This is a genomic window from Deminuibacter soli, assembly GCF_003412455.1.
Lineage (GTDB): Bacteria > Bacteroidota > Bacteroidia > Chitinophagales > Chitinophagaceae > Deminuibacter > Deminuibacter soli.
Window position 1 is genome coordinate 113,369 of the sequence record NZ_QTJU01000009.1, and the last position, 14,892, is coordinate 128,260.

Below are 14,892 nucleotides of genomic sequence, written 5' to 3' on the forward strand. Positions count from 1 at the left end.
ATCCGGGATAAGAATAAATACCATTTGTTCTCTATCATTCGTGCAAAATACTTTTAATTTGCCTAGCTATAAATGATCAACATGAAGAATTTTTCGTGGAAAAAAGTCCTGCCCCATATCATTGCCCTTGGCGTGTTTATTATAGTGGCATTAATCTACTGTCATCCGGCACTCGATGGAAAGGTGCTGCAGCAGGCAGATATTGTACACTGGAAGGGTATGGCACAGGATGCCTTTAACTATAAGGAAAAACATGGTCATTTTCCCTTGTGGAACACCCATTTGTTCAGCGGTATGCCCAATTACCAGGTAGCTATTGAAGGCAAAAGCCTGTTGCCTGATCTGAATGCTATTTTTTCACTGGGCCTGCCTGTTCCTGCTTCATATTTCTTTATTGCCTGTTTGTGCTTCTATATTTTAAGCATGAGCTTCGGCCTTAATTACCTGGTGGCTATCTTTTCCAGTCTTGCCTATGCCTATGCCAGTTATGACCCCGTGATATTGATTGCAGGGCACGACAGCAAGATGTCGGCCATTGCCTATATGCCCGGTTTACTGGCCGGCCTGGTATTATTGTATAACAGGAAGTATATTATTGGCCTGTTTGTTACCGCCCTGTTCGCTACCATGGAACTGGTGAGTAACCACCCGCAGATATTTTATTATGCGCTGATTACTTCGGTGGTAATGACGATATTCTATATCGTTCGCTGGATTAAAGCCGGTGAATTTAAACACATGGCCATCGCACTTTCCCTGGCTTTGCTGGGCGGTGCCATTGGTGTAGGTAATTCAGCCATTACCTTATTAACCACTTATGATTATGCGCGCTATACCATGCGCGGCGGTAAAACACTTGAAACAACCGAAGCAGGCGCGCCCAAGACAGTAAAAACAACCGGCCTGGACATTGATTACGGCTTCTCGTACAGTTTTGGCAAAAGCGAAACCATTACATTGATGATGCCACAGGCATTTGGCGGCAGCAGTGCTGAAACCTACGACGAAAACTCTAAAGTAGTGAGCGCACTGGTTGAGAAAAATATTCCTGAATCAAATGCCGTACAGCTCGCAGGCAGCCTGCCCAAATACTGGGGCGGCCTTGATTCTACGGCTGGCCCTGTTTACCTGGGTGCTATTATCTGCTTCCTTGCTGTTATCGGTTTTGTGGTGTCTTCCTCGTTTAACCGCTGGTGGATACTCACGGCTGTGGTGCTGACCATTTTTATGGCATGGGGTAAATACTTCTATGGCTTTAACGAAATACTGTTCAACCACCTGCCCCTGTACAATAAATTCAGGGCGCCTTCCATGTCGCTGGTAATACCACAGTTATTGCTGCCTTTGATGGCCGGTATTACCCTGCAGCAACTGCTGCTCGAAACAAGTCCCGAACAACTGAACAGGCTATTCAAAAAAATATTGTACGCAGCAGCTGCCTTGCTGGGTATTGCAGTAATCGTGTACCTGTTTAATGGTTACAACAGCTTTATTGATGAACAGATTATCAAGGCTTACACCAACCCGCAAAACGGCAGCAGCGAAATGGGGCACCTGATTGTAAACGCGATGATCGGTGACAGGAAAGCCATGCTGGGTGCGGGTATTTTCCGGGCATTGCTGTTTGGTGTGCTGGTAATAGCATTGCTGTTCCTGTACATGAAAAAAATGCTGAAAGCAGTAGCCATCATTGTGATACTGATTGTAGCCAATACCACCGACCTGCTGGCTACTGACAGCAAATATTTAAGCAGCAATAATTTCCAGGATAAAGACAGCTACCAGAGCGAAAACTTTACGCCTGATGCAGCAGACAAGCTGATACTGCAGGATACCAGCTCGCACTACAGGGTGTACAACCTGCGCCCCGACCGGTTTATGGAGGCTGTTACTTCTTATTTCCACCGCAACATTGGCGGCTACCATGCAGCCAAACTGCGCATTTACCAGGATTTAATTGAAAACCAGCTTTCCAGGGCAACGCCCAATATGCGCGTATTGAACATGCTTGACACGCGTTACTTTATTATACCTGCACAGCAGAACAGCGGCCCTTCTGTTCAACGCAACGACAGCGCCATGGGCGCCTGCTGGCTGGTGAAGAATGTGACGTTTGTAAACGGTCCTGCCGAGGAAATGAAAGCACTCGACAGCTTTAACCCGCTTACCACCGCCATTGCAGATAACAGCTTCAAAAGCATTATCGGCAACCAGCCGGGTGCAGATACCACTGCCCGTATTGAGCTGGTTAATGCAGACAATGACCACCTGGTATACCGTTCGCAGGCTGCTGCCAACCAGTTTGCCGTGTTAAGTGAAATCTACTACCCCAGCGGCTGGAACGCATACATCGACGGCAAAAAAACAGACTACGCCAAAGTAAACTACGTACTGCGCGGTATTGCAATACCTGCCGGTGCCCACACTGTTGAATTTAAGTTTGAACCTTCGTTGTACCATACCGGTCAGACATTGAATTATATCGCCAACATCCTGTTATGGTTATCCATACTGGCTGCGGTGTTTACACTTTATAAAAGGCAAAAGCCAGGTGCCGTTGCATGATAAAACTGTTGAGTATTGTTCCTTATAAATTTTTGCCTGCCCAAACGGGCGGGCAAAAATTTATTGCCTGGTTTCATCGCTTTCTGGCGCATCACATCAGTATTACCTGTGCAGGCACGCAGCAAAACATACCTGAAGCGGCTGCGGGTTACGAGCTGCTGCCGGTGATGACCGGATCGTTTACACGATACTTTAATCCCCTGCTTGCATTGCGTTTGCAACGCTTAATACGCACACGGCAGTTTACCCATGTAATGATACAGCACCCCTACATGGGCTGGCTGGGCGTTTGCCTGAAACAGCTGACCGGTGTAAAACTGATTGTACAATCGCACAACATAGAGGGACAACGGTTTAAAAGTATTGGCAAGAGCTGGGCGCCGTTGCTGGCGCAATATGAACGTTGGGTACACCGCCGGGCAGACTACAATTTTTTTATTACGCCCGAAGATGCCGCATATGCCATTGAGCGCTTTAAACTGGCAGCCCACAAATGCATGGTGGCAACATACGGCATTGCAGCTACTGCCCCTCCCCGGCCTGCCGAAAAACAGGCAGCACAGGCCATATTACGCGCCACGCACAACATTGCACCCGGCGAACGTATTGTGCTGTTCAACGGCACATTTGACTATGCGCCCAATGCTGCCGCACTCAACCTGCTGGTACAGCGCATTTATCCTTTGCTTCAACAGCAGCAACAGCCATTTACACTCATCATCTGCGGCAAAGACATACCGCAGCACATACAGCAGCTGGCATTACCCGGGCTGGTTATAGCAGGGTTTGTGCCTGATATGGATTTGTACCTGCGTGGCGCCGAGCTGTTTCTCAATCCCATTACACAGGGTGGCGGTATAAAAACAAAACTGGTAGAAGCCCTGGCCAGCGATATGGCCTGCATCAGCTTTGCCAGCGGTGCCATAGGGATACCGGCAGCTGTTACCGGCGGGCAATTAGCCATTGTACCCGATCATGATGTAGCAGCGTTTTGTAATGAAACGGCCCGCATAATGTTATCTTTACAACCGCAACAACACATCCCTGCCGCGTTTTTCAGTTATTTTAACTGGGAGCATATTACAGAAAAGGCAGCGGCATTTATCAATTCGTGAAGTATGAACACGCGTATATCTGTTATTACCATCTGTTTCAATAACCTGGAAGAATTAAAGGTAACCTGTGCTTCAGTTGACATGCAAACCACCCCTCCGTATGAGCACTGGATTATAGATGGCTCATCAAATAATGAAATACGCGATTACCTGCAGCATACGCCCCAGCCCGCTTACCGCAAATGGCTGTGTGAACGCGACCGCGGTATTGCCGATGCATTTAACAAAGGCGTACTACGCGCAACAGGCGATATTGTAAACATGCTGAACTCGGCAGACTATTACATTAACGAACACATACTCGCCATTGTAACAAAAGCATTTGAACAAAACCCGGACATACGCTGGCTGCATGGCAAATACCAGCTGCTGCGCGGCAACATATGGGTCACAATCGGCAAACCGTTTGAAGCTTCAAAACTATACAGGGGAATGCGCAGCCTGGCACACCAAAGCATGTTTGTTCGCAAAGACCTGCATGACCAGTATGGTTTATACAAGGAAAATATTTCCATAGCCATGGACTATGATTTTGTATGCCGCATTGCCGCAGAACCCATGCTGTTTGTGCCCGAACCATTAATTGTTTTTGCACCGGACGGCACCAGCCAGCAGAATTACATGGAATCCCTTAAACAAAACAAGCAGGTATACAAAAGTTATTTCGGCAGCTCACTCAGGCTCGATGCCTGGCAAATACGCCTTAAACTGTTGCATTACCTGCTGCATTCACCGGTTGGACACCAGCTGTATAAATTAAAGGTTGCCCTGAAAATGGAAAACGTGTAAGCGCTTACTTTTTATTTAGTATCCTGCTCAGCAACCCTGTATTTTTCTGACCGAAACGGCGCTCAAACTGTGCCACATAATCCGCATCATATACACCTATCAAATCTGGCGGTATACAGTAAATAACATCGTCAGCAATTGTTACCAGGTTATCGGGGTATTGCTGTTTCAGCAATGCGAAAACCTCGTCAATACGGGGCCAGTCTGCATTGTTGTGCGGCGGGGGCAAAGGGCCAAGGAAAGCGCGCGCATCATCAATCAAAATCACAGCATCTTTCAGGTGTGCCAGTGCCCTTATCTCGTCCATCAGGGGGCATTCCATATCCTTGCCCATTTCTGTTACATTACACCAATGTCCATCCAGCCAGAAAATAGAACGGCCGGTGAGCGGTTTTACCATCTCAGGCAACACATCCTTGCTGTTGCCCACATAAAACCGGATATTGGCCGGGCAGTCGGGCTTTGAAGCAGTAGCCTTGCTGATAGCCGGATCTATTTCTACGGTGGCCACCTGTTCAAAATGGCGCGCAGCCCAAAAGCTTGTGCCACCCTGGTAGGTGCCTGTTTCTATAAAGTTGCGGATATTGCCCTTGTCTTTAAACTGCAGCACAATTTCACGAGGCATTGAAAAGCTGATATAACCCATAAAGACGATGTTTTTATAAATGAATTGGTTGTATGTTGATTTTAAACAGCCAGGTCTTTTCTAATGCGGTACCTGTTGTAATAATATTGCCATTTACCCAGCAGGCTTCGTTGGGTAAACACACAGGGCACCTGCGAGCTGTATACTGTTTTGGCATGCTGATATGCTTTTGCATATTGCTCAAACAGTGTTTTTACATCCGGACGTGTTTCAACAGTGTAACGTGTTTGATAACTTGCCAGTGACTGCCAGCTGTTAATTCTGAACGAACTGAAATGAAAGAACAGCAGATCACAGGCATCATTTACCTTATAGCGGCCGTTCTGCTCAGAAAATTGCCGTTCATGCAGGTTCCAGAAAGCTGCATTCATGCCCGGGTGGCGGGACACGTATACGTTATTGAAAAATACCGGCAACAGGTTTACCCACAACTGATCGGTGTATACACCCAGCTCTGCTTCGGCATAACACAAAGCAGCAAGGCGCTCTTTCAGCCACTGGATATAGGCACTGCTGTCAGGTGATTTACGCAGCGCTATAAAACCCAGGTTGTAAACACCATACTTGGTAAAAGCACGCTCCTGCGGGTGATGGCCGTCCAGCGGAATGGGCGTTAAACAATGCGGTGTAATAACCATGTCGTGCTGCTGCAACAGGTCATCAATTTCCTTGAAACTGTTGTACACATAAATATCCGGGTCAAGGTAAATAACCTGGCAGTTATCGTATTTGTTAAAGAAATACTCCACATAAAAAGGCTTTACGCTGGTATTCAGTTCTACAATTTTATACCTGGCTGCCATTTGCTGCAACAGGGCTGCGGGTACTACTTCCCTGCAGGAGATTATTTGCAACCCTTCACGCGCAGGATACCTGATGGAAGGCAGTACATCATCTACCAGGCCGATATAAAATTCATAATCTGCATTCAAATCCATAAAAGACTGTACCAGCAACGAAGCCTGTGCAAGGTAATTATTGGAGCAGATGGTAAAGGCAATTTTTTTCATGCAGGAGAATCCTTGTCGTTTTTGAAGATCAGGTAAAAAGGCAAAGTGCCTATCATCCAGGCCATGGCCAGGTAACAGGTAAGGCTATGCCCGGGCACCTGGCATGCTTTCTTCCACACGGCAGCCGGGTAACGTTGTACCAGCTTCCTGAATACCTTGGACAACAGGTTGATTTTTTGTGCAGCCGGCCATTGTCCCTGCGCTACCAGCCGGGTGGTGATAGCCGGGTAATCATGTACCAGCTGTGTATCACGGCCTGCCCCGCTTAAGCCGCCCTGTGCATACCAGGCAATGGTTAAAGGTACATATATTTGTTTCACCCGGCCGCTGAGCCAGCAACGCAGGTTAAATTCATAATCTGCCTCGCTTGGATATAACAAGGAATAATTGCCGAGTGCAGCAAAAACCGTGGCCCGGTAAAAAACAGCCTGGTGGCAAACATTGCGCTTTAATATTTTTTCGTGATCAAACATGCCATCGTACAGGCGGCTGTAAGCTTCATAATATACATTGCCGTACAAGAGCTGTACATCACTGCCGGCCTGTTGCAGGTGAGTGCCTATTTTTTCCAGCACATCTGTGCTGTACAGGTAATCATCTGCGCCCAGGAAAAAAAGCCATTGACCATTGGCATGCTGAATGCCCTTGTTCATGGCATCATAAACACCCTGGTCTTTTTCACTTACCAGGCGCAGGTTGGCATAACGTTGCTGGCAGTCACGTACCAGTTCAACAGTATTGTCGTTCGACAAGCCATCCACTACCAGGTGTTCAAAATCGACTGAGCTTTGCTGCTGCAGTTTTTCGATACACGATACGATCAGTGATGCTGCATTGTATACAGGAGTAATAATGGTGATCAGCGGCCTCTTTGCTTGCATAGCCATGTTATTGTCTCACAAAAATACCATCGGCCTGCAATACCTGGTTGGTTTCGGGGCTGCGCAGCTGCTCAAGACTGCCTGCATACCTGAACCCCAGCTGCTTCAGTTTTTCAACGATATCGGCAAACAGCAGCTGGCCTTTGTACAATTCCACGAAAGACAATTCACAAATGATCATGGTAGCCTGTTTCAACACATGGCCGCCACCGTTAATTACTTTGTCTTCGTAACCCTGCACATCAATTTTAACCAGCAGCGGCTGCTGCAGGGCAGCAGTATCCAGCACCGCATCGAGCTGTTCTATTTTAACGGAGATCTGCTGTGTTTTTACCGCAGTATCAAAATTGGAGATATGTGCGTCTGCCATTGGCAGCAACGAAGAAGAGGGCGTGTATTCGTTCTGGAAAAGCTGTAGTTCACCGGCTGTTTCACCCAGTGCTACATTAAACGCCTTGAATTTATTGTCATTGCGGAAATGCTGCTGCAGCTGCTGAAACGATTGCGGAATAGGTTCAAAAGCATAGATAAAGGCATCCGGCAGCAGCAGGCGCATTTTTTCAGAAAACTGGCCGTCGTTTGCGCCAATATCCACAACAGCAGCAAACTGGTAAGCTTTCAGCCATTTCAGCTCCTGCTCTACCGATTCACGGCTGATTTCGCCGGGCACAAATGGCCGGTTATATTTTACGATATCGTAACCAAAACGCTGTAGGAATTTCCTGATTAATTCTTTCATAAAATGCTATGACTTCGCCGTTTACCGGTCGAAAGCGGTAAATATAAGACAAACTCCGTTTTCTGCTGATGCGCCCGGTTATTTTTTGGTGCTGCGCTTTCTGCGTTAACACGCTCTTTAACGGATGAGCACCAGCGTACCTTCCTGGTTACATCACCGCACAATGTTTTCGCCAAAATCCAGTACACATAAGGTACCCGGGGCTGGGGCACATTTTTGTACCTGCCATCCCACGCACTGTTAACACGCTGGATATAGATGCCATTGCCGGCTCCGTAATGAGCATAGCCCTGGTATATACCATTTAACTGCACAGGAATTATATTTTCAGTATAAGGCTTTAAAAACAAGGCGTAAAAAATGTTGCAACATTAAGCCAGGCACCAACACCGTGGTACCGGAGGGCAAAAGAATCCCGCCGTTTTGGCTTTTTCCGGCTGTTTTGGTGCATCTTGCAGGTATTTTACACCGCAGTATTGTTGAAATGGGTATCATTCAAAAGCAAAGCATTCGTTCTACGTTCATTATCATGTTTGGTTTTGCGCTCGGTGCGTTCAATATCTTACTGCTGGCACCCCAGATATTAACCGCCGAACAACTTGGCTTAACACGGATGATCACCGATATTGGCCTTACCATGGCTACTTTCTGCACTTTCGGTTCGCTGCCGGTGATTTACAAATTCTTCCCGTTTTACCAGAGTTACCTGCCTGCAAAAAAAAATGATCTCCCGTTTGTTACACTTGTTATTTGCCTGCTGGGCTTTACGCTGATGCTGATTATAGGGCATTTTTTGAAACCGGTGATCATACGCAAGTACTCTACACAGTCCAAACTTTTTGTTGATTATTACTACCTCGTATATCCTTTTTGCCTTTTCATGTTGCTGTATATGTGGATGGAATGTTTTGCCTGGTCATTCAAGAAAACAGTACTGTCCAATACCATTAAGGAAACCACCCACCGGCTGATATTTGTGGTGCTGATGGTATTGTTTGCAACAGGCCTCATTAACCTTACACAATTGCTGTGGATATTTTCGTTTGCCTACCTGCCTGCCGTATTGTTATTGCTGTGGAGCCTGCGCCGGAGCGAAGGTTTTGCACTGGTGCCGCATATCAGCAGCGTTACACGCAGAATGAAGGGACGTATGGCCAACTTCGGTTTGTTTTTGTTTGGCGCACAATTCCTGAACCTGCTGTCTAAAACCTCAGACACGATGATCATCGCTGCCAAAACCGAAAACGGCCTGGCAGGCGCAGCGGTTTTCACCATTGCTACCTATGTGGTTACACTGATGGAAATTCCGCAGCGCAGCATTACCTCCATCAGCATTCCCATTTTGTCAGAATCCTGGCGCAACAAGGATATGGCCAACATCAACCATATCTATAATAAAAGCGTGACCAACCTGCTTGTGGTGGGACTTATCATGTTTAGTCTTACCCTGCTTAACTCCCATAATTTCGAAGCTTCGCTGAGTGGTGATTACAAAGGCATCGGCACCGTGATTTTCTTTATGGGCATTGGCAAGCTGATTGACCTGGGCACTGGCGCCAATGCGCAAATCATCGGCACATCCAGTTACTGGAAAACGGATTTTATTTTCAACGCGGTGTATACATCGCTCGCTATCCCGCTTAACTATATACTGATCTCCCACTATGGCCTCATCGGCGCAGCTTATTCTTCCTTGCTGTCACTGACTTTCTTTAACCTGATGCGTTTCAGTTTTCTCTGGTATAAATTCAAACAGCAGCCTTACACCTGGAAACACCTGCTGGTAATAATGCTTGCCCTGGTATGCGGCCTAATTGCCTATGCCCTGCCTGAAATGCACCTGCAGATGCAATTACCCAAGGTAGTACGCCGTGCACCCGATGTTTGTGTACGCTCACTGGTATTTCTTGCATTGTTTATACCCGGTCTTTATTATTTCAGGATATCTGACGAAATAAACGGCCTGCTGAAAAAATACACAGGTATGGCTTTCGGTTGGATCAAGCGCTGATACCGGTAAGGACTTAAGCTTATACCGTTTTCAGCAATTCCAGGAACTTCGCCAGTCCCTGCCGTTTTTCTTCGGTTACGATATAATCAATGTTCTGTGTGTAATAAGTATGCAGGTCATACACATCGTAAGGGTTTTCAGCAATCACTGCATCCAGGTGCTGCAACCCTACTGCATTGGCCTGGTTGAACAGCTGCAGGTAGTCTTCAGGCAAGGGCTTGTTGGATACCCAGGCCGCAAACATAAACGGCAAACCGGTAAAGCTGATCCATTCCCCGGCCAGGTCGTACACATACGGCGATATTTTACGCTGCTCCAGCGCCCGGTCGCCAATCACCACTCCTGCCGTAGTGCCTTTAATGTGTTCGCGGTAATCCTGCCTGCCGTCTTCCAGTACAGGCGCCTGTTTCCAGTGGTGTTTCAGCAGTATTTTGGCCAGGTTTACCGAGCTGCGGCTCTGGTAATCGAGCAGCACTTTTTCCACCTGTTCAATGGGTACTTCACTGAAAAGGCATACGGAAGCCACGGGACGAACGGCGCCAATGCAATAATCCGATACAATATGCCATTCCTTCAGTTTCGGGATCACCGCCACCGGCACCAGCCCCACGTCAATGGTTCCGTCAACCAGCATCTGCGCAATACGGCTGGGGTATTCTTCCAGCAGGTCAGTCCTTTCCATAAGGGCTGCAGAGCGTTTTACCCCGTATAAAAGGGGTTTCGTGTTCAAATAACTGACTGCGCCAACGCGTATCTTCTTCAATTCGTCTATTTTTGCGTGCAAAAGTAAGGCTTCCGCATTTTCTCACATTGATAAAAAGCAAAGCCGTTTAAAACAGAATCATGGAGTTAAACAATCTCACTGCCATTTCACCGGTAGATGGCCGTTACCGCAAACAGGTGGCTTTTCTGGATGAGTATTTCTCAGAATATGCGTTAATCAAATACCGGGTGCTGGTAGAAGTGGAATATTTTCTTTTCCTGGCCGACAAAAAGATCTTCAAACTTGCGGCCAAAGGCAGGACTGCCCTGCGCGCAGTGGCTGATAATTTCAGCATCGACAACGCACAGCAGATTAAACAGATTGAAGCAGTAACCAACCACGACGTAAAAGCGGTTGAATATTTCCTGAAAGAACAATTGGAAAAAGCAGGCATTACCGATGTAACAGAATGGATACATTTCGGTTTAACCTCGCAGGACATCAACAATACTTCTATCCCCCTGAGCTGGAAACACTGCATGGAAAATGAATACCTGCCCGGTATCCTGAACCTGCAGAAAAACCTGCACGAGCTGGCTGCCACCTGGAGGGATATTTCCATGCTGGCCCGCACCCACGGTCAACCCGCTTCCCCCACCAAGCTGGGCAAGGAGCTGATGGTATTTGTAGAACGCATCGATAACCAGGTGCAGCTGTTCTCCCACATTCCCTATGCAGCCAAATTCGGCGGCGCTACGGGTAATTTCAATGCACACGCAGTGGCCTTCCCTGCTAAAAACTGGGTGGCACTGGGCAACGAGTTTGTAGAAAACAGGTTGTCGCTGCAACGCATGCAGTTTACCACGCAGATTGAGCACTACGATAACCTTGCCGCCCATCTCGATGCCATTAAACGCATCAACAATATTCTCATCGATCTTTGCCGCGATATATGGACGTATATCAGCATGGACTACTTTAAACAGCAGGTAAAAAAGGGGGAAGTAGGTTCTTCTGCCATGCCGCATAAAGTAAACCCCATCGATTTTGAAAATGCAGAAGGCAACCTCGGTATTGCCAATGCCCTGCTCGAACACCTGTCTGGCAAACTGCCTGTAAGCCGCCTGCAGCGCGACCTTACAGACAGCACTGTGCTGCGCAACCTCGGTGTTCCCGTAGCGCATGTAGCCATTGCACTGCGTTCTATTGAAAAAGGCCTGGGTAAACTGCTGCTCAATGAAGCCAAACTGAAACAAGACCTGGAAGACAACTGGGCCGTAGTGGCAGAAGCCATTCAAACCATCCTGCGCCGCGAAAACTACCCCAAACCTTACGAGGCGCTGAAAGATTTAACAAGAGGCAAATCGGCCATCACCAAAACCGATATACAGCACTTTATACAGTCACTCAACGTGAGCGCTGCTGTAAAAAAAGAACTGAAAGCCATTACACCGCATAATTACACGGGTGTGTCTCCACAATATTAACGCCAGTCGTTGTGATTGTTTGAAGTTTAATGTTTGAAGTTTAACGTTGGAAGTTTAACGTTGGATTAGTTGGGAGAAAGCAGTTAAGGCCTCCCTTCGCACAAATGGAAACTTTAAACATTAAACTATTAAACTTGAAACATAAAAAAGCCTCCCGCAAAACGGGAGGCTTTTTTACTTGTGAATCTCACTCGTAAAGTGAAACTGTATATCCGGGTTGTTCTGTATCTCCGTGTTCAGGAACCATTCGCTTTGCGCGAGGTAAACAGGATGTCCGTCCTTGTCTTCTGCAGAGTTCTGCTGTTTAAAACGCAGGAAGTCTTCCAGCTTGGCGGCATTGTTACTGGTTAACCAGCAGGCTTTGTAAAACGGCAGCGCGCGAAACTCACAGGCTGCACCATACTCCTGCAACAGGCGGTACTGTATTACTTCGAACTGCAGTTCGCCCACACAACCGATAATCTTTTTGTTACCGCCAAACTGCGTGAACAGCTGGGCTACACCTTCATCGGTTAACTGGCTAACGCCTTTCTCCAGCTGCTTGGTTTTCATCGGGTCTTTGTTCACCAGTTCCTTGAATATTTCAGGAGAAAAGGATGGTATACCGGTGAAATAAAAATCTTCGCCTTCCGTTAAGGTATCGCCGATTTTAAAGTTGCCGGTATCAAACAAACCTACCACATCGCCGGGGTAGGCATCTTCAATAATATCTTTACTGCGCGCCAGGAAAGAATATGGGTTGCTGAAACGCATCTCTTTGTCAATGCGCACATGGTGATAATACTTGTTGCGCTCAAAACGGCCGCTGCATACGCGCAGAAACGCAATACGGTCGCGGTGTTTGGGATCGAGGTTGGCATGTATTTTAAACACGAAACCGCTGAACTTGTCTTCACCAACAGACAGCATGCGCTTGGTTGTTTCACGGCTGCGCGGAACCGGTGCAATGCGGATGAATGTATCCAGCAGCTCTTTCACGCCAAAGTTGTTGATGGCACTACCGAAGAACACGGGCGCCACCTTACCGTCCAGGTAATTTTGCACGTTCAGCTCACCATACACACCTTCAATCAGCTCTGCATCTTCACGCAGCTGGCTGGCATCTTTTTCGCCTACTTTTTCGTCGAGCACTTTATCATCCAGGTCTTCAATTACCACGCTGTCTTCTTCTTCTGCCTTGGTATTTGCGGTAAACAGCAGCAGGCTTTTATCGTGCAGGTTGTATACACCTTTAAAGTCTTTACCGCTGTTGATGGGCCATGTCATGGGGTGCAGCGGCAGGCTCAGTTCTTTCTCGATTTCTTCGAGCAGGTCGAAACGGTTTTTACCGTCACGGTCCATTTTGTTGATAAACACAATTACCGGTGTATCGCGCATGCGGCACACTTCCATGAGGCGGCGCGTCTGGGCTTCTACCCCGTTCACGCTGTCAATCACCAGCACCACGCTGTCAACGGCAGTCAGCGTACGGTAGGTATCTTCTGCAAAGTCTTTGTGACCGGGTGTATCCAGCAGGTTAATGAGGTGATCATGATATTCGAAGGTCATTACCGAAGTAGCGACCGAGATACCACGCTGGCGTTCAATTTCCATGAAATCGCTCGTGGCATGTTTTTTTATTTTATTGCTTTTTACCGCGCCCGCAGTTTGAATGGCGCCACCAAACAACAGGAATTTTTCTGTTAACGTTGTTTTACCGGCATCCGGGTGCGAAATGATAGCGAATGTTTTGCGACGGTTAATTTCCTTTTCGTATTTCATATTTTGTAAAGTCCGGCAGGGGCTGCATATACAGGCTTGCTGGCAGTTGAACAGCCGCAGCCTGTTTCCCCGGCTTTTTTTCAGCTTGCAAAGGTACAATTTTGCCCCTTACCATTTTGGCTATTTTGGGCATTAATGGCATGTGCTGTAAATATTTAGCCTTACATTAGGAGCCACAAATTACCAAACACGGTATGGCGCTGAACCAAACACCTAAAACATTACTACACAGCCCGTATCACAACACGATGTTATGCCTATGCAACGAAAAGACTTTATCCGGAATTCACTGCTTACCGGTGGCGCAATGGTCGCCGGAAAACTCACCGCCTCAGCCAGCGCCGCCAACACAACAACCCCGGCCGAAGGCACCCCGTTTCACCTGAATTACGGCGTACACGACGGCATGTTTAAAGAACAGGCCGGGAAGGAATACACCGATCAGCTGAAATTCGCGTACGACCTGGGTTTCAGGGCCATGGAAGACAATGGGTTTGTAAACCGCCCGGTTGACCAGCAGGAAAAAATCGGCAACACCATGGCCAAACTGGGCATGCAGATGGGCGTTTTCGTGGTTGACAAAGGCGGAAACGGCGCCAATACCCTGGCTGCCGGCAAACAGGAATACATCGATATTTTCCTGAAAGGATGCCGCCAGGCAGTAGAAGCCGCCAAACGCATCAACGCCACCTGGGTAACCGTAGTACCCGGCGATTTTTACAACAGGCTGCCGCTGGATGTACAAACCGCCAATGTGATCAGCGCACTGCGCCAGGGTGCTGCCATCCTCGAGCCGCACAAACTTGTTATGGTGCTCGAACCGCTGAGCGATACGCCCGACCTGTTTTTACGTACCTCTGCCCAAACCTACATGATCTGCAAAGCAGTAAACAGCCCCTCGTGCAAAATACTGTTCGACATGTACCACATGCAGCGCAATGAAGGCGATATCATTAACCACATTAACCAAACCTGGGATGAGATTGCCTATTTCCAGATTGGTGATAACCCCGGCCGCAAAGAACCCGGCACCGGCGAGGTGAATTACAAAAACATTTTCAAGCACCTGTACAACAAGGGCTACAAAGGGGTGTTAGGTATGGAGCACGGCATTTCGGGCAAGGGCGTTGATGGCGAAAAAGCCCTGGTAGCCGCTTACCGCGATGCCGATAATTTTATGTAAAA

At 47.6% G+C, this 14,892-nt stretch carries 12 protein-coding genes; 6 read left to right on the forward strand and 6 right to left on the reverse strand.

All coding sequences use genetic code 11. The annotated features are described in order from the left end of the window. Positions 1-81: 81 nt before the first annotated feature. Genes DXN05_RS19880 through DXN05_RS19890 form a run of 3 tightly spaced genes read left to right on the forward strand, consistent with a single transcriptional unit; the run spans position 82 to position 4,469 of the window. The gene (locus tag DXN05_RS19880) at positions 82-2,565 is read left to right on the forward strand and encodes a YfhO family protein (RefSeq protein ID WP_116849100.1); all 2,484 of its coding nucleotides are present in this window, start codon (positions 82-84) and stop codon (positions 2,563-2,565) included. Continuing rightward, complete coding sequence (locus DXN05_RS19885; RefSeq protein ID WP_116849042.1) at positions 2,562-3,680, forward strand: glycosyltransferase; 1,119 nt, start codon at positions 2,562-2,564, stop codon at positions 3,678-3,680. Before DXN05_RS19880 ends, DXN05_RS19885 begins: the two co-directional genes overlap by 4 nt. Before the next feature lie 3 nt (positions 3,681-3,683). Then, complete coding sequence (locus DXN05_RS19890) at positions 3,684-4,469, forward strand: glycosyltransferase (RefSeq protein ID WP_116849043.1); 786 nt, start codon at positions 3,684-3,686, stop codon at positions 4,467-4,469. A gap of 4 nt (positions 4,470-4,473) precedes the next feature. Here DXN05_RS19890 and DXN05_RS19895 read toward each other — a convergent pair whose 3' ends face one another. The 4 genes from DXN05_RS19895 to DXN05_RS19910 are packed head-to-tail and all read right to left on the reverse strand — an operon-like array spanning position 4,474 to position 7,745. Continuing rightward, positions 4,474-5,115, reverse strand: coding sequence for a class I SAM-dependent methyltransferase (locus tag DXN05_RS19895; RefSeq protein ID WP_116849044.1), 642 nt, complete (start codon positions 5,113-5,115; stop codon positions 4,474-4,476). A 41-nt stretch (positions 5,116-5,156) separates the two neighbouring features. Next, the gene (locus DXN05_RS19900) at positions 5,157-6,125 is read right to left on the reverse strand and encodes a glycosyl transferase (protein WP_116849045.1); all 969 of its coding nucleotides are present in this window, start codon (positions 6,123-6,125) and stop codon (positions 5,157-5,159) included. Continuing rightward, positions 6,122-7,006, reverse strand: a complete 885-nt coding sequence (locus DXN05_RS19905) for a glycosyltransferase family 2 protein (RefSeq protein ID WP_158559361.1) — start codon at positions 7,004-7,006, stop codon at positions 6,122-6,124. Before DXN05_RS19905 ends, DXN05_RS19900 begins: the two co-directional genes overlap by 4 nt. Before the next feature lie 7 nt (positions 7,007-7,013). Next, positions 7,014-7,745, reverse strand: a complete 732-nt coding sequence (locus DXN05_RS19910; RefSeq protein WP_116849047.1) for an FkbM family methyltransferase — start codon at positions 7,743-7,745, stop codon at positions 7,014-7,016. Between the two features lie 484 nt (positions 7,746-8,229). Here DXN05_RS19910 and DXN05_RS19920 point away from each other — a divergent pair, with 484 nt between their 5' ends. After that, positions 8,230-9,756: a lipopolysaccharide biosynthesis protein gene (locus DXN05_RS19920; protein ID WP_147314009.1), complete on the forward strand. Its 1,527-nt coding sequence runs from the start codon at positions 8,230-8,232 to the stop codon at positions 9,754-9,756. Between the two features lie 19 nt (positions 9,757-9,775). Here DXN05_RS19920 and DXN05_RS19925 read toward each other — a convergent pair whose 3' ends face one another. After that, the gene (locus DXN05_RS19925; protein ID WP_116849050.1) at positions 9,776-10,540 is read right to left on the reverse strand and encodes a menaquinone biosynthetic enzyme MqnA/MqnD family protein; all 765 of its coding nucleotides are present in this window, start codon (positions 10,538-10,540) and stop codon (positions 9,776-9,778) included. Between the two features lie 59 nt (positions 10,541-10,599). On the opposite strand from DXN05_RS19925, the gene purB reads away from it, so the two are divergent. After that, on the forward strand, positions 10,600-11,946 hold the full coding sequence (gene purB / locus DXN05_RS19930; RefSeq protein WP_116849051.1) for an adenylosuccinate lyase: 1,347 nt from the start codon (positions 10,600-10,602) through the stop codon (positions 11,944-11,946). Between the two features lie 174 nt (positions 11,947-12,120). Here purB and DXN05_RS19935 read toward each other — a convergent pair whose 3' ends face one another. Continuing rightward, complete coding sequence (locus tag DXN05_RS19935; protein WP_116849052.1) at positions 12,121-13,707, reverse strand: peptide chain release factor 3; 1,587 nt, start codon at positions 13,705-13,707, stop codon at positions 12,121-12,123. Positions 13,708-13,960: 253 nt separating this feature from the next. Between DXN05_RS19935 and DXN05_RS19940 the strand changes: the two genes are divergently transcribed. Further along, the gene (locus tag DXN05_RS19940; RefSeq protein WP_245975254.1) at positions 13,961-14,890 is read left to right on the forward strand and encodes a hydroxypyruvate isomerase family protein; all 930 of its coding nucleotides are present in this window, start codon (positions 13,961-13,963) and stop codon (positions 14,888-14,890) included. Positions 14,891-14,892 lie beyond the last annotated feature (2 nt).

Excerpts from the sequence above, each read along its gene's own strand:
- DXN05_RS19880 (WP_116849100.1), top strand. The coding sequence starts at position 82 with ATGAAGAATTTTTCGTGGAAAAAAGTCCTGCCCCATATCATTGCCCTT.
- DXN05_RS19885 (WP_116849042.1), top strand. The coding sequence starts at position 2,562 with ATGATAAAACTGTTGAGTATTGTTCCTTATAAATTTTTGCCTGCCCAA.
- DXN05_RS19890 (WP_116849043.1), top strand. The coding sequence starts at position 3,684 with ATGAACACGCGTATATCTGTTATTACCATCTGTTTCAATAACCTGGAA.
- DXN05_RS19895 (WP_116849044.1), bottom strand. The coding sequence starts at position 5,115 with ATGGGTTATATCAGCTTTTCAATGCCTCGTGAAATTGTGCTGCAGTTT.
- DXN05_RS19900 (WP_116849045.1), bottom strand. The coding sequence starts at position 6,125 with ATGAAAAAAATTGCCTTTACCATCTGCTCCAATAATTACCTTGCACAG.
- DXN05_RS19905 (WP_158559361.1), bottom strand. The coding sequence starts at position 7,006 with ATGCAAGCAAAGAGGCCGCTGATCACCATTATTACTCCTGTATACAAT.
- DXN05_RS19910 (WP_116849047.1), bottom strand. The coding sequence starts at position 7,745 with ATGAAAGAATTAATCAGGAAATTCCTACAGCGTTTTGGTTACGATATC.
- DXN05_RS19920 (WP_147314009.1), top strand. The coding sequence starts at position 8,230 with ATGGGTATCATTCAAAAGCAAAGCATTCGTTCTACGTTCATTATCATG.
- purB (WP_116849051.1), top strand. The coding sequence starts at position 10,600 with ATGGAGTTAAACAATCTCACTGCCATTTCACCGGTAGATGGCCGTTAC.
- DXN05_RS19935 (WP_116849052.1), bottom strand. The coding sequence starts at position 13,707 with ATGAAATACGAAAAGGAAATTAACCGTCGCAAAACATTCGCTATCATT.
- DXN05_RS19940 (WP_245975254.1), top strand. The coding sequence starts at position 13,961 with ATGCCTATGCAACGAAAAGACTTTATCCGGAATTCACTGCTTACCGGT.